Below are 22,446 nucleotides of genomic sequence, written 5' to 3' on the forward strand. Positions count from 1 at the left end.
TAGTGTGGCCTTAAAGCAAGCAAAGCCAGTGACCGGTATAGTACCGGCGCGGTAAGGTAGGAGAATATCCGTAGTGGCGGTTAATTCGATGTAAATACATGGTTTTTCTTTTATGCAATAGTATCTTGCCAATAGACTAGCATATAGGATTTTGCATATTATTTAATTGAGATTTGTGTGTTTTATTTTAGGTAGTTTTTCAAATTCCTGTACCTTACGGCCGGAAAAGCACGTAAAGCTTTCTGCCAATACCCTGATACAGGTTGGTTTAGCTTAAATACTACAACGTATGTTTAATTACGGAATAGGAGGGCAGGAGCGGAAGCAGGATGGTGCCCAAGAGTCCATTTCAGATATTCCACTGAACCGCACCCTGCTGGTGCAAAAGCTCACCTCCGATCCGCCCTTGCGCGCTCAAATTGTAGAAGGCCTGCGTACCCCCGAAGCTGTATTTGCCCACTTCAAGCCCTCCGTAGAAGTAGAGTTTGATCGGGAAGATGGCTCTACCGTGACGGAGAACTTGCAATTTGAGTCGCTCGGCGACTTCGGCAAAAAAGGCATCATCAACCAGAGCAGCTTTCTGCAGGATCTGAGCACGCAGACCGATGATCTGCAGAAGCTGCTGCGGCAGCTGAAGTCCAACAAAATCCTGAAATCGGCGCTGGAAACCCCTGAAACCAAGGCAGCCTTCCTGGCGGCTATTCAGGCCATGATCAGCGAACTGGAGTAGCCGGCCCGGATTTTTATATCCGCTCGCCCTATCCGCTCATCATCCGATAGAAATTCCCCTCTATGGCAACCGAACAAAACGCCTCTTCTGCTACCCCCTCACGGGAGCGGGAGCTTGCCCCTCGTCTTGAAGAAAACGCCCAGGCTCTGGCCAAATTTGGCGGTTTCGATTTGTTGGAAACCACCATCGATGGCGCTTCCAACCTGAACCCCGAGAAAAAGGCCCGCAAAAAGATTTTCCTGACGGAAGACAGCAAAAAGGCCGACCGCCAGCAGCTGAAAAAGCGTCTGGCCCTTTGGCACGAGATGCTAAGCAAAGCCGATTCTGTGGCCGATGCCGTGCAGCAATGCGAGGCGCAGGTAGAGTCATCCACCAACCAGCTGACGGATAACCTGCGCAAAGCCATTGAGGCCACGCACGATATGGAGCAGTCGTACCGCTCGGTGGCGCTATTCTACCGCAACACCGATCAGGACGAGGTGAAGAATATTTCCATCCTGAACGCGGACAAGGAGCAGCTGCAGGACCTGGACAATACCACCTTCATTGATGCCGTGTCCAATGAGCTGGAGCAGAACTACGACCGCCTCGACCTGCGCGACAACTACTCACTGCTGGTAGTGCCGGGCTACCTGGGCTCCAACAAGGTAATTGATAAGTGGGCCAAGATTGCGCACAAAAACAAGGTGATGATGGTCACCGACTTTGAGCACTACGACACCCCCGACGACGTAATTGAGCTATTTGAGGAAGCTAACCTCACGGGAGGCGAGGCGCATAAGTCCAACATCATCATGGCTTGTAACTGGCTGGTAGGCCGGGGTAAGCTAGAGGAGGTAGGCGAGGAGGAAGACCTGTTCGTACCCCCATCTTCGGCGTTGGCTGGGCGCATTTACAGCACGCTGGCCTCACAGGTAACGGCCGGGCGCAAGCACGGCACCTTGAACGAGGTAGATGGCGTGCGCTTCCCGCTGCGCAAAAGCGAGATTGCCAACCTGGAAAAGCTGGGGCTGGTGCCGATGGTAAACGAGTACGGCCGGGTTATGGCCTTCTCTGCCAAAACCCTGTTCAACGGCGACAACATCGGCCTACAGACCTATTCTGTAGTTCGAGTGTTCGACTACGTGACCAAGGTGCTGATTGACTTCCTGAACCGTCGCGCCTTCGAGAACTGGGACCACAACATGCGCATGGACATCCAGAGCCAGGTAGTGCGCTTCCTGGATGGTATTGCCGGCCCCGGTAAGCTGATTGAGAAGTTCTCCATCAAGAAGTTTGAGCGCGACCCCAACCAGAAGGACCGCATCCTGCTCGACATCCATATGGTACCCTACTTCCCGGCCAAAACCTTCCTGGTGTCGCTGGATGGGACCAAAGGCGACGACCCCAACGACCCCAACCGCGACTGGAACGCCGAGTACAAGCAGCAGTAAAGAAGATCAGCTACGAAAGCCGCCGGCTTCTCAGGTTTGAAATAAAGTACAGTAAGTGCCATTCCTTCCTTTCATTTTTAACCCCTTACACATTGTATTATGGCCTCATTTAGTGCATTCTTTAACGCCGCTGGCAGCGGTGACTGCGAAGTGGTAAGCTGCAGCTACTCCTTTGATCAAGCCATCGATGACAAAGGACGTCCTTCGTCAAAGGTGCAGGGCGGCACTATTAAAGTGACAATTGTTTCAACCGACAGCGCTTCGCTGACGAGCTGGATGCTAGACCCCTACAAGCGTGAAAGCGGCAAAATCACCTTCAAACGCATCGACCAAGACTCGACCCTGAAGGAGATTTCCTTTGAGGAGGCTTATTGCGTAAGCTACGCCGAGCACTTCGACGCCCGTGGCGCCGACACGAACACCTCCATGACGCTGAGCCTGACCATTTCGGCCAACAAAATCAACGCCAACGGCGCTGTGCTGGACAACAAGTGGGTATAAGCGCTTTTTCAATAAGCTAAAAAGCCCCCGCAACACAGGTTGCGGGGGCTTTTTTGTTCTATTAAGGGGCCGTCATTCTTGGTAAACGTTACCAGGACAGGGCTTATCGGGCCCGTTGGATTGCCCCGTTTACGGTTTCGTTGCCCCGTCTCGCGGCCCCGCTGGCTGCATTACCGGCTTGTACGCTGGGCTTATCAACCAGTTTACGGTCGCGGGTATTCTCCGAGGCCGGCCCTACCCCAGCCGCTGGTAAGGAAGTGGCCCCAGGGAACAGGGAAGCCCCCACCGGTGGAGGAAACTGGTCAGGGAATGATTCAGGCCCGGTAAGGCCAACACCCAGCAGAACTTGTGCATGGCAATGAGGGAAGGGGTAGTGAAACGCACGTTTGCCTCGCTGACCTGCTTCCGGCAGCCGGCTGTGTACTAGGAGTACACCCCCGCCGGCCATACCAGTTGGCTGTTGCTGGCCAACATCACCATGTGCTTGAACCGGCTCGCCTAATTCCCAACACGCTTGTAGTCGAAAACAGTCAGCTCACGAAGCACGGCTATTATATTGCCATTCGGTGCGTACTTGTTGAGCTTGCTGTTCGTAGTACTCCCTATCCTCTTTTACCTCCGCCAGCATCAGGTAGTACGTCTCGGCTGTTGTACGAAAGGCATCAATAAATTCCTTTTTGCTAACTGTGATATTCTTTTGTCCAAAACCAATTTTTAATTTATCATGATAATGAAATGACATCTTGAAGTAAGAGTTGTCTATTACATGAGTTTTTCCGGAAAATATTTCGTCTTTATCATCCTGAATACAGCTAATAAAGAAATCTAATTCACATTCTTCATCTAGTAACAACCTGAATTCGTCTTTTATTACTACTCTGCCGTAGTTGTACCTCAGATTGGGAGACATGCTATAATAATCCAGTATAGCTAATTTGTCAGCTATAGAGAAGAAACGTTCGTTACCGGAAAACTGCTCTACTTCTCCCCAGTGTTTTCTTAGGTAAAGCTGAATCTCAAGCATTGTATGAATTTTAGTCGAGTGGGAAAAATTGACCGATATGGCCTCTGTCCTTCATTCCTAGTCTGTACCTTACCCCGTCTATAGTTTCATCAATTTGACCACGCCCGCCATTCTTCAATAGTTTATCGACCTTCTCAGGGTTTTTATGCAAAATCTTTTGTATCGTATCTGTAATATCATCTGCTGATGTATGCGCAGGAAACATAGTTGCTGCTTTTTCGTCAAGTTTAAACGAAGGATGATGCCTTCCTAAAATATGAGTCATGCTTTGTTTGTCAATAATAACCCTATTGCTGCCAACATGAATAGTTTTATTTTTGAATTGTTTAATAGTCTCGAGCAGTTCTGAGCCAAGAGCATTTAGTTTTCTTTTTCCAATTAGGGCATAAATTTCCTCTAGTACATCACATGCGTTGTGCGCCAGAATCATCCATTGACCCACCAGATAGTTGTGCGTACTACCTACTTCTATATTGAATACCTCCGTTCGTTCGCATAGCTCATGTTCCACATCGTTCACCACCATAATTCCACCGTCGGAACGAGTAATGGCGTCCCCATTTTTCAACTCGGCTGCTTCCTTCCACTGTTGTCCGACTAGAAACGGATGTTCCGGCGTAGCGCTGATGCGCTCGGACCCTATCCGGAAATGCACTAGATTGTGGGTATAGCTCTTCTGAGTCATTTCCACCGGGCTGAGCACCAGATTCTCTGCTTGTTCATCCCACGACCATACTAAATTCCCAATCCGCAGATTCTCAATCTTCTCATATCCCTGCGCAACGGCAATCAACGTTCCCGCTGGAAAGCAGCCTTTAACCAATTTGCACGTAACAAATTCGCGCATTCCCTTCATAGCGGCGGGAATACCTTCCTTTAGGGCCGCTGATTTGGCCGTAAATGCTACCATTTTCTTTTCTGCGGCTTTTGCTGCCACTTTACCAGCCGCTTTCAGGGCCGTTCTTAAGCCCGCTTTTCCCACCATCATAGCAGCAGTAGCTGTGCCAAAGGAAAAAGCGCCGGCAACTACGGATGCTACATCCCATACTAAAAAGGCGGCATTTAAAGCCATTCCGACTTTATCACCCGTTTGCACCGCGTTTATTAAATCTCTGCCGCTGCCCCAAATAGGAATCAGTCCCTCTGCTAAGCCCGCCTCGCCTACTGCATTCTGTTCTTTTTGGGCTTGTGTTAATATGTCTTTACCGTCCTTTTTTGTTTCATTGATACTCTGGCTTACTGCCGGCGGCAACGGCAGCTGCCCAGAAGTTATAAATTCAATCTTGCCTTGACCAAGCGTACAATGCAGGCACGATTGAAATACTACTGCTTCAGCGCCTCCCACCTTCACATCATGGGTATCTTCCCAGCCCAGTGTTACGGGTGTGCAAGGTACGGGAGTACCTCCTGCCATCTGCGTGAGCTTTTTGCATATTACAAAAGAGGGGATATTAACTACCGGAATAACATCTAACGCATTGCCTGCAATAAGGCCGCTTATTTTAGTGGTTCTTGGGGTGCTCTTGAAGGGCATCGGCACCGTGCCTTCACTGCATTTCATTAATGCTCCATTAACTGCATATTCTAGTGGATGAGGCATGTGTCTTGCTGCTCTTAAAGTGTACTTACTGCTTGCTCAGGCTAAATCACATCTGAGTCTGGAGATGAGATACGAACTTTGCTACCAGCGTTTAAGGAGACTTCTTTATCGAATGCGCCTTTTAAATCCTTGGATTTGAGACGTACTATTTCCTTGGCCTCCAACGCCACATTTTTTGTAGCCGAGCTTACGTTGATTTCTTCCTCGGCCATGATGGAGATATTCTGGGCGTGCATCATGATTTCGCCCTTGTCACCAGCCTCAAGGGTAATAGTAGAGCCCAGCACAGTAACCGGGCCGTTGCTCTTAATCGTAATGCTGCCGTCGCCGTTGAAGCCAACCTCCATGGCGGTGCCTTTATTATTGGAGTTGGAAATGACAATTTTCTGCTGGCCGGCCGTGTCGGTCATCACAAACTTGTTGCCCCCGGCAGTCTGCAGGCCCTTCAGGTTGTTCTGGGGGTTGGTGTACTTGGCGCCCTGTTTGTTGCTGGGGTGGAAGAGGTTGCCCAGAATCAGGGGCTGCTCGGCGCGGTTGTGCTCGTAGCCTACTAGCACCTGCGAGCCGACTTCCGGAGTAAACAGCTGGCCTTTGCCGTCGCCGGAGTAGGGCGTGCTGATGCGTACCCAGTCGGTTTCGGCGTCGGTGGGCTTCTCTACGGGCCAGTAGTAGCGCACGCGCACCCGGCCCAGGCGCTCGGGGTCCTGCAGGTCGAATACTTCGGCCAGTTCGGGGTGGCCTACGGGCTGGGCGCGGTAAGGGCCCAGGGGTGGGTGCTCCGAGGACCAGGGCACGGCCTCAAACATGTTGGTGTAGTTGCCCAACTCGTCCACGGTGTGCACAATGGAGGTAACGAAGTACTTGCCAAACGACTCCTCACTTTCCACGTAGCTGCCCAGGCCTACCCCCGAGGCGTTGATGACACTGCCCAGCTGCATATCGGGGTTTTCGCCCCAGCCGTTGCAGCTCACCAGGTTGGTAGCGTGCTGCGACTTGTAGCGGGCGGCTACCTGCTCGGCGGTGGCCTGGCTGTCGAGGGCTACCACGGAGGGCAGCTGCATGGGGTTCGGGAACAGCCGCTCCGACTCCGAGAGGGCAAAGCTAGCCAGCGGATTCTGCCCCAGCCAGCTCACGCTCTGCGACGCCGAGGACGACTTCAGCGTCTTGTGCTGCTGCAGGTTGTACTGCGACACCACAAAGGCCGAGTGGCGCAGCGAGATGTTCAGGTTAAAGGAGGCCCGTACCCCGTCGCTGACAAAATCGATTTCCTTGCCCGCGGGCCGGCCCAGCTGCAGCTGCTTGCCATCGTAGTAGAACCACTCGCCGTACTGGGCGGCCAGGCGGTGCAGAAAGGCAAAGTTGCTTTCGTCGTACTGGGCCAGGTAGGGAATGGGCGCGGTATGCTTGGGCTGGGCGCGCAGGGCCAGCAGGTCGGCGGGGTAGGGCTGCAGCACCTTTTTGAAGATGGCCGCCAGGCCCTGCTTGAGAAAGGTGCGGCGCACGGGAGCATCTTCCAGCAGGTAGGTAGGGCTGTAGCCCTGCACCTGAAACGAGCCGGTCAAATCGCCCTGGTTGCCGACCTCTATCTGCGTGACGATGCCCTGAAAGGTAAAGTCGAAATCGGTTTTGCCCCCGTTGCCCAGGGCCCCCAGCAAATCGTCGGCGGTGCCGAACGAAATGGTAATGCTCTTGCCGCAGAGCTCCTTGTGCGCTTTGGAGAGAAACGTGCCGGTGTTGCCCTCCAGCCGGTCAAAGGGAATGTTCAGGCTGAAATGGTGGTGTCCGAACAAGGACTGGCTAATGGATAAGCTGGTAAACTCCAGAATTTCTTTACCCCCAATCTGAATGCGGGTATCTACCTGTAGTGCCATATACGTGGGGAAGGAATGTGCAAGAACTAGAGTCGGGTGGAGGATACTGCTCAGGCTGATATCAGGGTTGAACTCGTGCGCTGGCGGAGGTGGTTGCCCTGGCAAATACGTGCACAAAGTAATGTGTACAAGGGTTACTACTGCTCATAGGCTGACAGCATAATGCTGTGAATCATTGATGAATCGGTGTAGTTGGGGGCGGGCATGGTGGCTCTAATCTGCACTTGCCTTCCATTGGGTGAGGGATGATAGTCAAATAAGACGGGATGGTTCTGCCAGCTAGCCTCTTTTACTTCCATAACCGGACCTTGCTTACCCTGCCCGAACACGTGCCGTAGATTTCCCAAGGCTGTTAGCTGATCTGGCGGAGCCGGATAGACCACTCTGTTTTGCGCCGTATCAGAGGTAGGAGCAGGGTGATAGGCCGAGATGAATACAGTTTCCGGTTGTTGCTCTCGGTTCATATATACCTGTACTGTGTAATCAGATAAAACGACCGTAAAGGAGGTACTGTCTGAATATGAGATAGTTCCATTGCCATACTGGCGGCTTGTGGGGGTAGTAAAACGCGCCCTGCGTGCCATCTGCTGGGCATAGTGGGTTACTGCCTGCACCGGGGTGGGATGGGCTGGTTTGGAAAGGACCGTGTTTGTTGAATCGGATGCAGCGCCGCAACTGAATACACTACCTAGAAGCAGGGCTATTCCCGTGAAGGCGCACAGGGTGCGAACGATGGTCCCCCAATATATTGCGGGTTCTGGTCGGCTCTGTTGTGCTTCTGGAAACAGGTGGTGTAGCATAGTAGCTGCTTTATTTTTCTACCGAGATAGAATGCACCATGGCGGAGTCGGAATACTCAGGGGTAAACATCATGGCCCGAATTCTGGCTTCCCGACTACCGGGGGCAAGCAAGTAGCTGAACTCGACCGGATACCGCCGCCATGCTTCCTGTTTGGTGAGCAGGGCGGGCTTAATCTGGCCTTCGCCGAAAACGCGGCGCAGCTCACCCAACCGAACTAATCTCTCTGGCTCAGGGAGGGAGGCCACCTCCGGGCGCTCTGCCTGTGGGCCCTTACGCGCCGTGATGTAAACGGATTCTAGCTGCTGCTCGGTATTTAGGGTGGCCGTAACGGTGCAAGTACCCGGGGTCAGGATGTACATCGTGCTGTCTGAGTTCAGGCTAGGCAAGGTGTCGCCGCCATAAAAACGACTCGCAGGAGTGGTCAGACGGGTTTCTTTCGCTAGTTGAACAGCATAGTGCCCTACCACTTCTACTACGCTGGGAGTGCGTTTCGGAGCAGGTGGAGTAGCCTTAGCAGTAATTGGTTCCCTTTTTTCCGTGCAGCCCAGCGTCAAGAAAAGGCTCAGCACCGGTGCCCCATTCTCTAAGCTGAACAGGATTTTTTGCATAAACACATTACTTTTTGACCACATTGTACAAGGCTATTTTCTTGGCACCTGGGAAGAAGTGAATTTCCTGCCCTACAGTACCCTCTGGTTTCACAAAGCCGCGTGGCACTAACGTGACAGCATATTCATGTATTTGGAGTACAGCTCCAACCTTCAAGATACCTTTCTTGATCCAGTTTTGCATTACATCGGGAACCATATGCACACAGCCATGGGATCCTCCGAGCGGCATGGATTTTTGGCTATGTAGCTCCTGGTTCAGGATCTTAACCATTTCAAAGTCTGCGGTTGTGTGTAGGAAGTCGCTGAGAATTCCCTCCCGCTTCTGCCCAGCCCTCACCTTCGTGTCAAGCTTACGGTTGCCATTATGATCAATAAAATACTTAATAGCTACCTGCCCAAAATCATTAAAAACCCATTTGGGAGGCAATTTGCTTTTCCATTTGCCGGGTAGAGGGGCGTCAGCGGAAAGCCCAAAAACAGGATTTACCGACCGTTTTAATTCTTCGTACCGGTTGATTAGCTCATCTTTGGCTAGCATAGGAGCGTGCAAGAAATTCTCCCGCCAAGCCGGCAACGTATGCAAGTGTTGCCACTTACCCTGCATGAACACCTCCACGTAGCCCTTCGCGTCCAATCGAATATCGGCTCCCCAAGGCACTACCGAGTAGGGCCACCGCCCGGGGCTAGTATGCGGGCCTACATTACCAATCACGAAGCGGCCATGCCGGGTAGAGGAATAGGTCTTTCCCGGCGCATACGGCTCGCCGGCTGGGCCACCCTCGGCATCAAAAACGGTTCCGGGGATAAGGGTGAAGCTATACATAGGATGCAAAGTCTAGCGTAAAGTCCCTGTTGATTGTCCTCTGTAAAAATCTACCTGTTCTGCTCGGGGCGTCAGCTAGCCTCGAAAACGGGGAATGGCCCTTTGCCTACGTGATATAGAGGTAGGAAACCAAACAACTGCACTAGTTGAGGGCTGCGCACGGTAATAGGGAACAATACGCTTCTGCAAAGAGGCAACTGTACAAATCATAGGGAATAGCAATAATATGGTAGCTCGCCAAGATAGAAAACTTTGCGGTATGCCCTTCGCACTGGCCTCAGTAGCTCCCAGGCTTGGCGCGCCGTGAAAACGTAGCTGAATAGAGGATAGCGCCCGATAAATTCGATTTTTAGCCCGTTAAGTGCATTTTTTTGCTTTGGGGGAGCCGTCTGCCAAGGCAAGCAGGCAGGTGTGTAAAATTGAGGTAAGAGTTCCCGGCAAAGAACCGAGGCCGGGCTGCTTCTACCCCAGGGCGCGCCGCCGGCAAACGTTGCTGACGCCAGCACCTCCTCTTACAGCGCCCGGCCGTCCCAGGTGCCGGTGGTACGCACCACCCGAAACCGGGCGAACAGCTCCTCCCCGTACCAGTTCTCCTGACGCGTGAGCTTAATAACCTGCTTGTGCTTTTCGCTGCGGTAGGCATAGTCCTGCATGGCCTGCTGGGACTCCCAGAGGCTGAACGTGGCTTGGCGCACCACCGGCAGCTCGCCCAGCCCAATGGCGGCCTGCACGCCGGGCGCGTGGGCCACCGTGGCGCTGGTAGGGGCCACGTAGCGCCAGAAGCGGGGCGTTTTGTGCAGGCGGATGGAGGCACGCGTCAGCACGGCCACCGGGCCAGCAATGGCTTCCGGGGCTTCGGTGGGGTAGGCGAAAGGGTTCACGCCGTCCCAGAGGCCATGCGACTTCAGCGGCGTCAGTTCGGCAGTCCAGATTTCGGCGGTGCGCTGCTGATACTGCTGCCACAGCGGATGCCCGGCGAAGAAAGCCGCCGCCGCATCTGCCGATTCCCACACAGCCATCAGGCCGTAGCGCCGCAGGTTGGGCAGGGCCCCGAAGCCGCCCGCGCCGCTGCCCAGCAGCTTCTGAAACTGCAGGCCCGGCACCTGGCGTAGGGGACCCTGGGCGGTGCCCATCTGCGCAAAGCCCCAGCGCTTCTGGTTGGGCAGCAGGGTAAGAATGGAAAGGGTAGTAAGCACCAGAAATACGGTATCAGAACAACTCGGCGGGCTTCCGCGACAATCTGGGCGCCCTCCGCAGGAACCATCGTCCGCGGCGTGGCCGCCGTTACCAAGTAGGAAAGCGCCGCACGAAACAACGAAAAAGGGCCGGAATTACTCCCGGCCCTTCTTCCGTAAGGATGCAGAAGCAGAAATTACTTAGGATTTACCTGGGCGTGCTCATCGCCGGTGGGCTGGTACCGCTCGCCGGTAGCTACGGCTTTCACGTAGCCGAAGGCGCGCACCAGCACGTTGCTGGGCTGATCCCAGTACTCGCCGCGGTCGATAGTAATGCGCAGCAAGGCAATATTGGGGTCCTCGGGGCCTTTCGGGAACCAGGCGCGCAGGCCTTCACTCCACAGTTCCTTGATTTTAGCCTGATCCGTCAGCACAGAAGCCGTGCCGGAGATGGATACATAGAGGTTGTCGTCGGGCTTGGAGTAGCCCAGGTTTACGTGCTGGTCTTTGCGCACTTCGTAAATCTTGGCCGAATCTTTCTCGGTGAAAAACCACAGGATGCCGTCAGCCTCGGGCTTATGCGTGTACATGGGACGGCTATGCAGGCCACCTTCCGCGTCGGCGGTGGTCAGCATGGCTATTTTAATATCCTGGATTCGTTCGATCAGCTTGGTCACGTCGTGACTTTGGGCAACTTGCTCAGCCATTATGGTCAGGTTTTGGTTTTGGTAGAGTAGGATGGTTCAGGAAATACGCGGCCCGCGCCCGAAGGTTCAGTTGTCCCATCTTTGCGCCTCGTACCCTCGCCCATGAACTTCCTCGCTCACCTGCTGCTTTCCGGCTCTCCCGCCACTACCCCGCATTACGCCGACGTAGTAGTGGGCAACTTCGCCGCCGAAGCCGTGCGCGGCCGCGCCGGCCTGCTGGCCTACCCCGAAACCGTGCAGCAAGGCATTCGGCTCCACCGCTTTATCGACAGTTTCACCGATGCCCACCCGGCCGTGCGCCGCACCACCGCCCGCCTGCGCGCGGCGGGCCTGGGCAAGTGGGCGGGGGTAGTAGCCGACGTCGGGTACGACCACCTGCTGGCCCGCGACTTTGCCCGCTACCACTCCGATGCAGCCGAACCTCTCCCAGCCTTCGCTCAGCGCCTGTACACCCTGCTCCACCAGCGCCGCCAGGAGCTACCCGAGCGCCTGCAGGAAATGCTGCACTACATGCGCCTTCACGACTGGCTTACCGGCTACGCCTACCCCGCCGGCCTGGAGCGGGCCCTGTTGGGACTCTCGCGCCGGGTGCCGGCCGCTGCCGTGCTAGCTACCGGAGGCGCCGCGTTTCTGGCGGAGCTGCCCGCGTACGAGCAAGATTTCCAGGAGTTCTGGCCGAAGCTGCGGGCGGCAGTGGCTGAGGTTATTAGGATAGATGCAAAGTAGTGGTTAACGGGCCTGATTTTATTGACCGGCCTTAACTACCCTAATTCTTATATATCGTTGCTATCAATGACGAAAAATAGGTGAGTTAGCCCGCTTGCAGTACTCTACGGGCACGGTCCATACCTCAGGTATAAGGTTTTCAGAACCTCCCTCTGCTATACGCTGCTGGGCATCGGCTCCAAACCAAACGGCAACATGGCTAGCCTCTGGCGCATCCTCGTCGAACCCAATACCAACGACTACTCCAACCAAGCCGTTCAATTCGATAAAATCCCCGATGGTAACTTCATGGATTTCCATAATGGAAAGTTTCGAGCTGTAAGATTGCGCATCAAATACTAAAAAATCAGCCTACTATAAACACAGAGCAAGCCAAGTTCATAGCAACTAAAAACGGGGCCAAGTGGCCCCGTTTTTATTATCAATCAAGCACCAATATTATTAGTGGTGGTGGCCGCCTTCGCCGTGGACGTGGCCGTGGTCGAGTTCTTCACGGGTAGCGTCGCGGACGGCGGCTACTTTGCCGTCGAAGTGCATGACCATGCCGGCGAGGGGGTGGTTGAAGTCCATCTTCACCGAGTCGGCGCCGATGTCCACTACTTTGCCCTGCATGTGGTGGCCCTGGTTGTCGGCCATGGGCAGGAAGTTGCCGACTTGCAGCATCTCGTCGTCAATCTGACCGTCGATTTCGAAGACATTCTTGGGGATGTCTACCACGGCTTGCTGGTCGTAGTCGCCGTAGGCCTGGTCGGGGGTAAGGCTGAAGTTGAATGCGTCGCCGGCCTGCTTGCCTTCGAGCTGACGCTCAAACTCTTCGGGCAGGCCGCTCTGGCCGAACAGGAAGACCATCGGCGCGTCTTCTTCGGCCGATTCCACAAGAACCTTCTCTTGATTTTCGTCGGTTACGCTCAGGTCGTAGGTGATGGTAACGACTTTGTTTCCGCTAATTTGAGCCATACTTCGGGGTGGACGCGGACGTCCGGGGCTGGAGGTGGAGAATTGGGTTTCGGTAGGCTAGTTACGGAAATAGGGCGGAATTGTCGGTGCCAGGGGGGAGCAGAGTGCGTTTGCAGGGCAGCAGCGGGCATTTGCAAAATTTTGGCCTCACTTAATCGGGCAGTGGCTGGGCGTTTATATGGCGGTAGGAAATGGCCCTCTGCTTTGGGTATTGCCCCTTTGGCTGTCTGCGAAATGCTCCTGGGCTACGCTGCTGACCAGCTACTGCTCCAGCCAGCTACCACCGCGCAAAACACCGCCGTAGGGCCAATCTTTTCCACCGCGCCATTTACCGGCTTGCACCGACGGAACAAGATTGGCTATGCCTACCCAGGAAAATGTTTCAGGGGGCTAGTAGGTGGAGAGGAAGGGATGCCGGGCTACTTAATTTCCTCGCGCCAGACGGCCACAAACGGTTCTGCCTCGCCCACGCGGTAGGCGCAGCGCATGATGTTGGTGTTGCTTTCAATGGCCACGTTGCCGTCTTTATCAATGGCAATGAAGCCTTTGTCGCCCTTCAAATCTTCGTCGCGCAGCTGCACGGCCTCGCGGCAGGCCTCGGGGGCGCTGAGGCCGCGGTACTTCACCAGAGCATACACTTCGTGGGCCAGGGCCCCGCGCATAATTACTTCGCCGTCGCCGGTGCAGGATACGGCGCAGGCCTCGTTGGCCGCGTAGGAGCCGCCCCCAATGATGGGACTGTCGCCGACGCGGCCTTTTAACTGCCCCTCGATGCCGCCGGTGCTGGTGGCCACGGCCAAGTTACCGTCCTGGTCAAGGGCTACGGCACCTACCGTATCGTGCTCCTGCGGCTGCTTTTCCTCATCCTGAATGATTTCCAGCCACTCCTCGCGGGCTTTTTCCGTCTCGAAGTAATGCACCGCTTCCATGGTCAGGCCGTGTTGCAGGGCAAATTCCACGGCTCCTTCGGCGGATATGTATACGTGCTGGCACTTTTCCATGACGGTGCGCGCCAGGCTGATAGGGTTCTTCACGTACTTGACGCTATTCACGGCCCCCGCCTTCAGGGTCCGACCATCCATAATGGAGGCGTCCATCTCTACCTCGCCTTGCTTGTTGAGGCTGCTACCCCGGCCGGCGTTGAAATGCTCGTTGTCTTCGAGGCTGCGCACGGCGGCCTCTACTGCATCAAGGGCTGAGCCGCCCCGGTGCAGAATTTCCCAGCCGGCCTGCAAGGCCTCCTGCAGCCCTGCCCGGATGGCGGCTTCTAAATCGGGCGTCATCTTGGCGGGGTCCATGGTTACGGCGCCGCCGTGGAGTACAATGGTGTAGGTTTTCATAGCGGGGAAGGGGTAGGGTGGTAGCGGTGGTACGCACAAAAAAAGGCCCCGTTCAGGCTGACGGGGCTTTTCCGTGTTAGTACGGGGCACTGGGGAAAATACGGAGGAAGGTGGTGAAGTGGTGAGTTGTCATTGCGAGGAGGCACGACGAAGCAATCGGTCCTCTACGTGTGCTAAGCCTTTTAAATTGATAAGCCCTTGACGTTAGCACAGTCGCCAAGGGCTTATCAATTCTTAAGGGGTACTGCTGCGAAAAGGACGGATTGCTTCGTCGTGCCTCCTCGCAATGACAGCTTACTATCTCACCATTTCACAAACTCACCACTTGACTTACTGCAGCTCCCAGGCGGTGCGGTAGGCCCCGATGCTTTCCACGTAGTCGAGGAAGGCTTTGTAGAAGGGGTGGGAGCCCAGGGTGCTGGAGTCGCCGACAAGTAGGAGCTTGCGGCGGGCGCGGGTCATGCCCACGTTCATGCGGCGCACGTCGGAGAGAAAGCCAATGTCGCCTTGGGGGTTGCTGCGGGTGAGGCTGATGGCAATAATGTCGCGTTCCTGGCCCTGGAAGGCATCCACGGTGCCAATGCTGAGCATGCGGTGCTCCAGCAGGCCTGCCAGCTCATCGTTGTCTTCCACCGCGTCCTTGAGGTAGTTGATCTGGGCGCGGTAGGGCGCGATAACCCCGATGGTGAGCAGGTCCTCGGTGTGGTCGGCAGCGTCGTAGGGCTCCAGGAGTTGGGCCAGGCGCTTGAGCAGCAGGTCAGCTTCCTCGGGGTTGGCAATGGAGCGGCTCTCGTCGATGCCCAGCTCCTGGAAGCCGAAGCCGGCCGTATCCAGGAATTCCACGGCCATATCCGGGGCGAAGCGCAGGTCGTAGTCGGGCAGGTCGGCGTGGGCCACGCTAGGAGCGGCTTTCAGCCGGCCCTCGTAGAACTGCTCCGAGCTGAACTCCATGATCTGCTCGTGCATGCGGTACTGAATTTCCAGCATGCGGGCCGTTTCGGGCTGGCGGCGGATGCACTTTTCGAACAAGGTTTCCCGCAGGCCCTGGGCCGCGGCCTTCTCGCTTTTCACGGTGGGCGGCAGCTGCTGATGGTCGCCGGCCAGCACCACGCGGTTGGCCTTGGTAATCGGAATCCAGCAGCCCGGCTCCAGGGCCTGGGCGGCCTCGTCGATGAATACGGTTTCGTAGGTGAGGTGGCGGATGGCGCGGTTACTAGCCCCCACCAACGTGCACGTAATCACCTGCACCTGCTCCAGTAGATCCTCCGTAATGTAGCGCTCCAACTGGTCCGACTCCTGCAACAGCAAGTGGGCCTGCTCCTTAAGCTGGCGGCGCTCCTCGCGCTCCTCCCAGCCGAAATGACGCTTGAACTTGCCGGCCTGCTCGCGGTACTGCTCGGCGGTCTGGCGCATGCTTTTCAGCTCGGGGTAGCTCTTGTGCGCCATAATCTGCGCATCCAGGGTGTGCTCCAGCAAGAGGTCCGATACCCGCGAAGGGTTGCCCATGCGAATGACGTTCACGCCGCGCTCGGCCAGCTTTTCGGTGAGCAAATCCACGGCCGTGTTGCTAGGGGCGCACACCAGCACCCGTCGCTCCCGCCGGATGGTTTCCAGGATGGCCTGCACCAGGGTGGTGGTTTTGCCGGTGCCGGGCGGGCCGTGAATAATGGCTACATCCTGGGCCGCCAGCACGTGGCGCACGGCTGCCAACTGGCTTTCGTTCAGGGGCGAGGGGTAGTACAGGGTAGCTTCCGACTCGGGCTTGTAGCGGGCGGGCTTGGCACCGAGCAGCACGTCGCGCAACTCCGCCAGGCGGCTTTCGTAGGCGCCCATCACTTTGCCCAGGGCGTACTCCATCTCGCGGTAGCTCACCTCGTCAAAGGTCAGGTCCACGCCCAGCTTGCCATCCTCCACCCAATCGGGGAGGTCTTCCTTGGTAGTGGCCAGCAGGATTTTGTTGCGCTTGACGCTGGTAATCACACCTGAAAGGGTAGGGCGGTCGGTGGCGGCGCGGCCGGGAATATTTCCGAACAGGGCGGCATTCTTGCCCACCTGAAACAGGTGCAGCCCGCCGGCTCCGGCCGGGCGCTCCAGCTCAATGACTAGCTTGCCACCGAAGCCAATGTCCTCGGAGGTAATCTTAACGGGGTACCAGGTCAGGCCCCGCTTCTGGCGCTCGGCAATGGTGGCCTGGGCGCTTTTGATTTTGAATTGCTCCAGGTCCTCCTGCTGCTCGAGCTTCATGAGGGCCTGCACCTTGCGCAGCTCTTTTTCCAGCGCGTAAGGGTCAGTATAGGTAGGTTGTTCAGCCAACAGATTTGGGTATTTGGGATTCGTTGATAACAACGAAAACAGCAATAAGGTGGCCGAAGGTCGGGGAGATTTTTGGAAGTAGGGGCAGATAGAAGGTAGGCTTCTACAGCACACAGGACTTAATCAAGGAATTTTCTGTACCAATTAAAGAACTCATCCTCCGATGCATCATCGTCCATTTTAGCCGGATGTTTTATAATTTCTAGTGCGTTCTGAGGAATGCTAACATTGAAGGTGCTTTTTACCCATTCCTGAAATGCTGTGTTGGGCGCGACTCTGAACTCGTCATTCAGTGTATTAGGAGGGTAGGCAAACTCTTCGGGCCAGCAAATTTCATCGTAGCCAATAGCAAGTAGTCGAAGAAAGTCGACGGCGTCTTCCGTTAGAACACACGTCAACGTGGAGCCAGAGCCAGACCCCAAGTGAACAATTTTTGTCTGGCCGCTATCTGTTAGCCACAAGGCACACTCAGACCCGTCGCTACCTGTTTGACCAAAGACGCATAGCCGGCGGTTTATTTCCTCGATTTCTTTCCCAAACCAATACTTCAGGTTGACGTTGCCCGAGGCGACAAACTCAATGTTGGTTCCTCCTTCTCTAGCACTATCCGTCCAACTATCCTGCATTGCCTGTTCCGGATACAGAAAGCCGTAGGTGGCATTTTCAGTTATCTTATAAAGCTGCTTGTCAATAATCCATTCATATAACTGAGCAAGAGCTAGCGGAACGTGCATCCCATCAGGTAGTACGGCTTTCAGCTCTTGAATCAGCTGGTTTTGCATGGGGCTGAAGTAATAACAGTGTGTATTGAAACCATGTTGGGCAGAGTATGCTATTAGTTCCTAGCTCTGCCTCGCGCAAAGCTTGTAGAGTAAACTACTATTCCACTGCACGAAAATTTTACAAGTAATGCGGCTTTGTAGCTGTCCCTAAAGCTAAAACATAAGCCTCACTTCTTGCATCAATTGCCGCTCATTTACCACACAAAAGCCCGGCAATTCGGGCCGGGCTTTTGTGTGGTGAAACTCACCTTACAGCTTGAAAATTTCCTTTACTCCCTCTTTCAGCGGGGTAGGCGGGCGGCCCAGCCAGTCGGCCAGTTCGGTGGTGACGGTGGATTCCTGGCCGTTTTTGATGTCGGTGAGGAAGCCGGTGATGCGCTCTACGGCTACCTCAGGCAGACCCTGGGCACGTAGGCGGGCCATAAACTCTTGCTCTTCAATGGGCGTGTACTCCACGGGCCGGCCGGACAGCTCGCTCAGGGCCTGGGCTACGTCGGTGAAGGAATAGGTAGCGGCGCCGGTGAAGGTGAAGATGCGGTTCTGGCAGGCATCATCGGCGAGGACGTTGGCAATGGCCTCGCCCATGTCGCGGCGCAGGGCAAAAGATACGCGGCCCTGGCCGGCCGGGAGCTGAATGCTCTTGTCAAACACCTGCGGGCCAACGAACTGCGGCAGCGTATCCATGTACAGGATGTTGCGAAACAGCAGGTAGGAGAGGCCGCTGGCCCGGATGTAGTCTTCCGTCTGGAAGTGGCGCACCATAAGTTGGTTGGTGAGGGTAGCGGGGTCCTGGAGGGCACGGCTGGTATAAGCCAGGCATCCTACGCCAGCCTTTTTGGCGGCATCTATCACATTGTAGTGCTGCTGCAGGCCGTCTTCGTCGCCCCCGCCCGATACCAGCAGCACTTTGCTGATGCCCTGCATGGCTTGCTCCAGGGAGGCTGAGTCGCGGTAGTCGCCTACCCGGATGGTGACGCCTTGAGCCTGCAGGTGGGCGGCTTTGGCTTCGTCGCGCACCAGGGCGGCGAGCTGGTGGGCGGGGAGCTTACGCAGGAGCTGCTCCAGAACAACGGAGCCGATGTGGCCGGTAGCGCCGGTTATCAGAATCATAGGAAATGGAAATGAGTGACGGATACACTGCAAAGGTGCTCCGTGAGGCCGCCGCCGGGAAGGGCAAAAGGGCGGGAAGGTTATGCGAAATGGCGGAAAGCGCAGGCGCCCCTGAAGTATTGGACGCTTTATCTAGGACTAGAAGGCTAGTTCCTTCAAGCGGCCTAGGTTTAAGGGGAAGTTTAACACAATGGCATCAGAGCAACTACAGTATCACAACTAGCCATAACGTCATGTCGAGCTGGTCGAGACATCTCGCGTGCTGACGTTGTAGTGCTAACTCAACGATTCGAGCGAGATTCCTCGACAAGCTCGACATGACGTTCTTTTGTAGTTATTCTACTCTATCAGCCCCCCTAACCCCACGCCGCTTGATGCGCGGAATCATCTGAGGAAGGGAACTAGCTTACTAGCTTTAGTTTGCAGCTTGCTACCGCTACTCAGCTGGCCTGCTTATAGGCCGTGGGGGAGAGGCCCAGGCTGTTGCGGAAAAACCGGCTAAAGGCCGACTGGTCGGTGAAGTGCAGCAGGTCGGCGACCTGGGCTACGGTGAGCTGCTGGTTTTGCAGCAGGGCTTTGGCTTCCAGCATCACGGCTTCCTCAATCCACTCGCCGGCAGTTTTGCCGGTGGTCTGCTTTACCGTTTCGGTGAGGTGCTTGGGCGTGATGCACAGATGGTCGGCGTAGAATTTTACGCTGCGCTCGGAGGTGCTGTGTGCGTTTACCAAGTACTTGAACTCGGCCGTGAGCAGCTGGCTGCGGGTTTGGGTGGCCTGGAGCGCCGCCTGCTGCTGGTCGTAGAGGCCCACTACCTCGAAGAGCAAGCTGTTAATCAGGCTTTTGATGACCTGGTTGCGGTAGGGAGCCGGGGCCTGAAACTTCTGCTGCAACAGCCGCAACGATGCCGTGATGCTAGCCGCCTCCGCGTCTGCAAGCGGTAGCACATGACGGGTGGCATTCTCCAGAAACTGAAAATGATCAACGGGAATGTGGTTGCGGGTGGTGATAAACTCCGGGGTAAAGAAAACCGACAGGCTGTCGTGGTCAGCGGAAAAAGACGTCCATTCCTTGATGATGTGGGGCGTAATGAGCATCAGGCTGCCGGGCTCAATGGCGTAGGTTTCCAGGTTGGCTTTCAACTCCGCCGTGCCGCGCAGGCAGATGCCAATCTTGTAGTAGTTGCCCCGGTACGGCACCCCGAGGGGCGGACCGCCGGTGTGCGTGTGCTCGTCGAGGAAAAACACGTCTGCCGCCTCGTCGTCGGGGCGGGCGAAGTACTGCAGCCGGTAGGTCGGAATCAGAGTGCTCATCGGGCGGTTGGGGCAGAGGGAGGGGGTAGGGCCTGGCGCGGGCCGGGTTGGCGGGCAAAAGGTCGGGAAAAGTAGGCTGGCCGGCGCAAAAACTCCGGGCACCGTACGAAGTATTTCCGGCTTCCTGCGTACTTGCCGCCCTAACGGTATCTACCTTTTCCTACCCATGCCCTACCAGCCAAACCCTACCCGCTATTCCTCCATGCAATACCGCCGCTGCGGCCGCAGTGGCCTGAAGCTGCCGGCCGTGTCGCTGGGGCTCTGGCACAACTTCGGCGACGTGGACGTGCTCCAGAACTTCCGCGCTACCCTGCACCGTGCCTTCGACAGCGGCGTGACCCACTTCGACCTGGCTAACAACTACGGTCCGCCTCCCGGCTCGGCGGAAACCAATTTCGGCCGCATTCTGAAAGAGGATTTCCGCGGCTACCGCGACGAACTCATCATCTCCACCAAGGCCGGTTACCACATGTGGGAAGGGCCCTACGGCGAGTGGGGCTCCCGCAAATACCTTATTTCCAGCCTCGACCAGAGTCTCAAACGGATGAAGCTGGAGTACGTGGACATCTTCTATTCTCACCGACCCGACCCCGACACGCCCCTGGAAGAAACCATGGGCGCCCTCGACCAGGTAGTGCGCCAGGGCAAGGCCCTGTACGTGGGCATCAGCAACTACCAGCCCCAGGAGGCCGCCGAGGCCATGCGGATTCTGCGCGAGCTGGGCACGCCCTGCCTGATTCACCAGCCCAAGTACTCGATGTTTGAGCGGTGGGTGGAAGACGGTTTGCTGGACTTGCTGGGTGAGGAAGGGGTAGGGTGCATCCCGTTTTCGCCCCTGGCCCAGGGCCTGCTCACGGACAAGTACCTGCACGGCATTCCCGAAGATTCGCGCGTGGCCAAGGGGGTAGGCTTCCTCACCGAAAATCAGCTCACGCCCGAGCGCCTTAATCAAGTACAGCAGCTCAACTCCCTGGCCCAGGAGCGCGGCCAGAGCTTGGCCCAAATGGCCCTGAGCTGGATTCTGCGCGACGAGCGGGTGACGTCCGTACTCATCGGCGCCAGCAAACCCGACCAGCTCTCCGACTCCCTGCGCTGCCTGGATAACCTGCAGTTCAGCGCGGAAGAGCTGGCGCGAATTGAGGATGTTTTGAAGAAGTAGGTAGTCGGGATTTTGTCTGGTAGCTAGAACCCATGTGTCACGCTGAGCATGTGGCGCATAAGGGGGCACGGCCGAAGGTGAAGCATCTCTACCACTTCGTTGAGCAAGCCTCAGGAACTTGCCAGTTGTAGAGATGCTGCAGCAAGCTCAACAGGATAGAGATAGTACTATTTCACTGGTGTAGCCGGGCTTTACTCTCCAAGCAGCCCCGTTTCATCCTTGAGCGCCACGCCGGACAACTGCCGCCGCAGGGACTCCTGTAGCAACTGAAACAGCTTATCGGCAGCTGCGGGGTAGCACAGGCCTTCGGGCCGGATGTTAGAAACGCAGTTGCGGGCTTCGTCGGTGAGACCGGGGCGGGGGGCGTAGGTGAAGTAGGCGCCCAGGCTGTCGGGGGCGCTGAGGCCGGGCCGCTCGCCAATAAGGATAAGCACCAACTGAGCACGCAGCAGCGCCCCGATTTCGTCGCTGAGGGCTACCCGCGCCTGTTCGGCCAAAACAAGCGGAGCAAGTTGAACGCCAGCCTGCTGCAGTTTCGGGAGCAGAAGCTGCAGCAGAGGCAGGCCGTGGCGGTTCAGAGCCTCCGCCGACAGCCCATCGGCCAGGATAACGGCGACAGCTGCCGCCGCCGGGGCCGCTGCCAGCAGCGTGCGGCGGGCATCCTCGTGTAAGTGGCGCCCCAGGTCCGGACGCTGCAGATAGTGCTGGCGGCTCCCGGCCTGGCTGCGCACGTGGCACACAGGCAACTGAAACGTCTGTAGTTCGGTTAGCAGCCGCTCCTTTTCCAGCTCCGAGTACACGGCGTCGCGGGCGTGGGCGTGCGCCTGCCGAAACGCCAGCGCCTCGCGCAGCGGTACGCTCGTACCGGTACGGCCGAGGGCAATGCGGGCGGCGGTAAAGGCTCGTAAGCCTGCCCAGGGGTCGGCGGGCGGAGCGGGGGTAGGGACGGTAGGGAGGCGGTCGGGCATGGGAGGGGCACGCTACTACGTGAGAGGAAAGCCGCAAGGGCATACCTGGAGTCAGCAAGGCCGCTCAGTTTGTGCCTGGCGACAGAAGGAGCTGCAGGGTTTTGCCGTCCGGGTCTCCGTGGAAAAACTTGTCCAGCACGTGCTCAAAGACGGGGTCGGCGTTGGGCACGCAGGAAAACAACGTCATGGAGGATTTCAGCTTCACGTCGTCGGGGCTGCCGAAGATGGCGGTGGCGTTGGTGCCGGGCAGGGCTAGCAGAGCCTGGGATATTTCTACCAAACGAGGCCCAAGAACGGGGTGCTGTAGGTATTCTTCCGCCTCCTGACGGTCTTTGATGCCGTAAAACCGGGAAGTTTCGCTGAAGCCCAGCCCCTGGATCTGCGGGAAGATGTACCACATCCAATGGCTGGTTTTCCTTCCGCGTTTGATTTCGGCTAGTGCCGCAGGGTAGGCCGTTTTCTGGGCGTCGAGGAATCGTTGTAACGTGTTTGGTCTGGTCATGG

General features: G+C 56.3%; 21 protein-coding genes. 5 read left to right on the forward strand and 16 right to left on the reverse strand.

Going from position 1 to position 22,446, the window contains the following annotated elements:
* Positions 1 to 289 precede the first annotated feature (289 nt).
* The 3 genes from K3G63_RS03475 (at position 290) to tssD (ending at position 2,664) form a co-directional block, all read left to right on the forward strand.
* On the forward strand, positions 290 to 730 hold the full coding sequence (locus K3G63_RS03475) for a type VI secretion system contractile sheath small subunit (protein WP_220612693.1): 441 nt from the start codon (positions 290 to 292) through the stop codon (positions 728 to 730).
* Between the two features lie 62 nt (positions 731 to 792).
* Positions 793 to 2,163 (forward strand): DUF5458 family protein, encoded by a 1,371-nt coding sequence (locus K3G63_RS03480; protein ID WP_220612694.1) that lies wholly within the window; start codon positions 793 to 795, stop codon positions 2,161 to 2,163.
* A gap of 99 nt (positions 2,164 to 2,262) precedes the next feature.
* Positions 2,263 to 2,664 (forward strand): type VI secretion system tube protein TssD, encoded by a 402-nt coding sequence (tssD, locus tag K3G63_RS03485; protein ID WP_073287881.1) that lies wholly within the window; start codon positions 2,263 to 2,265, stop codon positions 2,662 to 2,664.
* Between the two features lie 535 nt (positions 2,665 to 3,199).
* Here tssD and K3G63_RS03490 read toward each other — a convergent pair.
* The 8 genes from K3G63_RS03490 to K3G63_RS03525 form a co-directional block, all read right to left on the reverse strand.
* Positions 3,200 to 3,688 (reverse strand): hypothetical protein, encoded by a 489-nt coding sequence (locus tag K3G63_RS03490; protein ID WP_220612695.1) that lies wholly within the window; start codon positions 3,686 to 3,688, stop codon positions 3,200 to 3,202.
* Positions 3,689 to 3,698: 10 nt separating this feature from the next.
* On the reverse strand, positions 3,699 to 5,288 hold the full coding sequence (locus tag K3G63_RS03495; RefSeq protein ID WP_220612696.1) for a PAAR-like protein: 1,590 nt from the start codon (positions 5,286 to 5,288) through the stop codon (positions 3,699 to 3,701).
* 41 nt (positions 5,289 to 5,329) lie between these two features.
* Positions 5,330 to 7,159 carry a type VI secretion system Vgr family protein gene (locus tag K3G63_RS03500; protein WP_220612697.1) on the reverse strand — a complete coding sequence of 610 codons (1,830 nt, stop codon included), beginning with the start codon at positions 7,157 to 7,159 and terminating at the stop codon, positions 5,330 to 5,332.
* A 137-nt stretch (positions 7,160 to 7,296) separates the two neighbouring features.
* The gene (locus tag K3G63_RS03505; RefSeq protein ID WP_220612698.1) at positions 7,297 to 7,959 is read right to left on the reverse strand and encodes a hypothetical protein; all 663 of its coding nucleotides are present in this window, start codon (positions 7,957 to 7,959) and stop codon (positions 7,297 to 7,299) included.
* A gap of 10 nt (positions 7,960 to 7,969) precedes the next feature.
* Positions 7,970 to 8,320, reverse strand: coding sequence for a hypothetical protein (locus tag K3G63_RS03510; RefSeq protein ID WP_220612699.1), 351 nt, complete (start codon positions 8,318 to 8,320; stop codon positions 7,970 to 7,972).
* A gap of 256 nt (positions 8,321 to 8,576) precedes the next feature.
* Positions 8,577 to 9,395, reverse strand: coding sequence for a hypothetical protein (locus K3G63_RS03515; protein ID WP_220612700.1), 819 nt, complete (start codon positions 9,393 to 9,395; stop codon positions 8,577 to 8,579).
* 512 nt (positions 9,396 to 9,907) lie between these two features.
* Complete coding sequence (locus tag K3G63_RS03520) at positions 9,908 to 10,591, reverse strand: spheroidene monooxygenase (protein ID WP_310794554.1); 684 nt, start codon at positions 10,589 to 10,591, stop codon at positions 9,908 to 9,910.
* A 176-nt stretch (positions 10,592 to 10,767) separates the two neighbouring features.
* Positions 10,768 to 11,277: a pyridoxamine 5'-phosphate oxidase family protein gene (locus K3G63_RS03525; protein WP_220612701.1), complete on the reverse strand. Its 510-nt coding sequence runs from the start codon at positions 11,275 to 11,277 to the stop codon at positions 10,768 to 10,770.
* A 102-nt stretch (positions 11,278 to 11,379) separates the two neighbouring features.
* On the opposite strand from K3G63_RS03525, the gene K3G63_RS03530 reads away from it, so the two are divergent.
* Complete coding sequence (locus tag K3G63_RS03530; protein WP_220612702.1) at positions 11,380 to 12,003, forward strand: ACP phosphodiesterase; 624 nt, start codon at positions 11,380 to 11,382, stop codon at positions 12,001 to 12,003.
* Between the two features lie 441 nt (positions 12,004 to 12,444).
* On the opposite strand, the gene K3G63_RS03535 is transcribed toward K3G63_RS03530, so the two are convergent.
* The 6 genes from K3G63_RS03535 to K3G63_RS03560 all read right to left on the reverse strand — a co-directional run bounded on the left by K3G63_RS03535 (position 12,445) and on the right by K3G63_RS03560 (position 19,815).
* Positions 12,445 to 12,960: a peptidylprolyl isomerase gene (locus K3G63_RS03535; protein WP_220612703.1), complete on the reverse strand. Its 516-nt coding sequence runs from the start codon at positions 12,958 to 12,960 to the stop codon at positions 12,445 to 12,447.
* A gap of 419 nt (positions 12,961 to 13,379) precedes the next feature.
* On the reverse strand, positions 13,380 to 14,300 hold the full coding sequence (locus tag K3G63_RS03540) for an isoaspartyl peptidase/L-asparaginase family protein (RefSeq protein WP_220612704.1): 921 nt from the start codon (positions 14,298 to 14,300) through the stop codon (positions 13,380 to 13,382).
* Between the two features lie 330 nt (positions 14,301 to 14,630).
* On the reverse strand, positions 14,631 to 16,613 hold the full coding sequence (locus tag K3G63_RS03545; protein WP_220612705.1) for an AAA domain-containing protein: 1,983 nt from the start codon (positions 16,611 to 16,613) through the stop codon (positions 14,631 to 14,633).
* Positions 16,614 to 16,732: 119 nt separating this feature from the next.
* Positions 16,733 to 17,395, reverse strand: a complete 663-nt coding sequence (locus tag K3G63_RS03550; RefSeq protein WP_220612706.1) for a hypothetical protein — start codon at positions 17,393 to 17,395, stop codon at positions 16,733 to 16,735.
* Between the two features lie 249 nt (positions 17,396 to 17,644).
* Positions 17,645 to 18,505, reverse strand: a complete 861-nt coding sequence (locus K3G63_RS03555) for an SDR family oxidoreductase (RefSeq protein ID WP_220612707.1) — start codon at positions 18,503 to 18,505, stop codon at positions 17,645 to 17,647.
* 440 nt (positions 18,506 to 18,945) lie between these two features.
* Positions 18,946 to 19,815: an AraC family transcriptional regulator gene (locus tag K3G63_RS03560; protein WP_220612708.1), complete on the reverse strand. Its 870-nt coding sequence runs from the start codon at positions 19,813 to 19,815 to the stop codon at positions 18,946 to 18,948.
* A gap of 166 nt (positions 19,816 to 19,981) precedes the next feature.
* Here K3G63_RS03560 and mgrA point away from each other — a divergent pair, with 166 nt between their 5' ends.
* The gene (mgrA, locus tag K3G63_RS03565) at positions 19,982 to 20,974 is read left to right on the forward strand and encodes an L-glyceraldehyde 3-phosphate reductase (RefSeq protein WP_220612709.1); all 993 of its coding nucleotides are present in this window, start codon (positions 19,982 to 19,984) and stop codon (positions 20,972 to 20,974) included.
* Between the two features lie 191 nt (positions 20,975 to 21,165).
* On the opposite strand, the gene eutC is transcribed toward mgrA, so the two are convergent.
* Both eutC and K3G63_RS03575 read right to left on the reverse strand, forming a co-directional pair.
* The gene (gene eutC / locus K3G63_RS03570) at positions 21,166 to 21,942 is read right to left on the reverse strand and encodes an ethanolamine ammonia-lyase subunit EutC (protein WP_220612710.1); all 777 of its coding nucleotides are present in this window, start codon (positions 21,940 to 21,942) and stop codon (positions 21,166 to 21,168) included.
* A gap of 64 nt (positions 21,943 to 22,006) precedes the next feature.
* On the reverse strand, positions 22,007 to 22,444 hold the full coding sequence (locus K3G63_RS03575) for a DUF1810 domain-containing protein (protein WP_220612711.1): 438 nt from the start codon (positions 22,442 to 22,444) through the stop codon (positions 22,007 to 22,009).
* Positions 22,445 to 22,446 lie beyond the last annotated feature (2 nt).

Origin of the sequence: Hymenobacter sp. HSC-4F20, assembly GCF_019599275.1 — a bacterium.
Classification (GTDB): domain Bacteria; phylum Bacteroidota; class Bacteroidia; order Cytophagales; family Hymenobacteraceae; genus Hymenobacter.

Bases quoted from the DNA above. Each gene is read 5' to 3' on its own strand.
- K3G63_RS03475 (WP_220612693.1), top strand. From the start codon at position 290: ATGTTTAATTACGGAATAGGAGGGCAGGAGCGGAAGCAGGATGGTGCC.
- K3G63_RS03480 (WP_220612694.1), top strand. From the start codon at position 793: ATGGCAACCGAACAAAACGCCTCTTCTGCTACCCCCTCACGGGAGCGG.
- tssD (WP_073287881.1), top strand. From the start codon at position 2,263: ATGGCCTCATTTAGTGCATTCTTTAACGCCGCTGGCAGCGGTGACTGC.
- K3G63_RS03490 (WP_220612695.1), bottom strand. From the start codon at position 3,688: ATGCTTGAGATTCAGCTTTACCTAAGAAAACACTGGGGAGAAGTAGAG.
- K3G63_RS03495 (WP_220612696.1), bottom strand. From the start codon at position 5,288: ATGCCTCATCCACTAGAATATGCAGTTAATGGAGCATTAATGAAATGC.
- K3G63_RS03500 (WP_220612697.1), bottom strand. From the start codon at position 7,159: ATGGCACTACAGGTAGATACCCGCATTCAGATTGGGGGTAAAGAAATT.
- K3G63_RS03505 (WP_220612698.1), bottom strand. From the start codon at position 7,959: ATGCTACACCACCTGTTTCCAGAAGCACAACAGAGCCGACCAGAACCC.
- K3G63_RS03510 (WP_220612699.1), bottom strand. From the start codon at position 8,320: ATGTACATCCTGACCCCGGGTACTTGCACCGTTACGGCCACCCTAAAT.
- K3G63_RS03515 (WP_220612700.1), bottom strand. From the start codon at position 9,395: ATGTATAGCTTCACCCTTATCCCCGGAACCGTTTTTGATGCCGAGGGT.
- K3G63_RS03525 (WP_220612701.1), bottom strand. From the start codon at position 11,277: ATGGCTGAGCAAGTTGCCCAAAGTCACGACGTGACCAAGCTGATCGAA.
- K3G63_RS03530 (WP_220612702.1), top strand. From the start codon at position 11,380: ATGAACTTCCTCGCTCACCTGCTGCTTTCCGGCTCTCCCGCCACTACC.
- K3G63_RS03535 (WP_220612703.1), bottom strand. From the start codon at position 12,960: ATGGCTCAAATTAGCGGAAACAAAGTCGTTACCATCACCTACGACCTG.
- K3G63_RS03540 (WP_220612704.1), bottom strand. From the start codon at position 14,300: ATGAAAACCTACACCATTGTACTCCACGGCGGCGCCGTAACCATGGAC.
- K3G63_RS03550 (WP_220612706.1), bottom strand. From the start codon at position 17,395: ATGCAAAACCAGCTGATTCAAGAGCTGAAAGCCGTACTACCTGATGGG.
- K3G63_RS03555 (WP_220612707.1), bottom strand. From the start codon at position 18,505: ATGATTCTGATAACCGGCGCTACCGGCCACATCGGCTCCGTTGTTCTG.
- K3G63_RS03560 (WP_220612708.1), bottom strand. From the start codon at position 19,815: ATGAGCACTCTGATTCCGACCTACCGGCTGCAGTACTTCGCCCGCCCC.
- mgrA (WP_220612709.1), top strand. From the start codon at position 19,982: ATGCCCTACCAGCCAAACCCTACCCGCTATTCCTCCATGCAATACCGC.
- eutC (WP_220612710.1), bottom strand. From the start codon at position 21,942: ATGCCCGACCGCCTCCCTACCGTCCCTACCCCCGCTCCGCCCGCCGAC.
- K3G63_RS03575 (WP_220612711.1), bottom strand. From the start codon at position 22,444: ATGACCAGACCAAACACGTTACAACGATTCCTCGACGCCCAGAAAACG.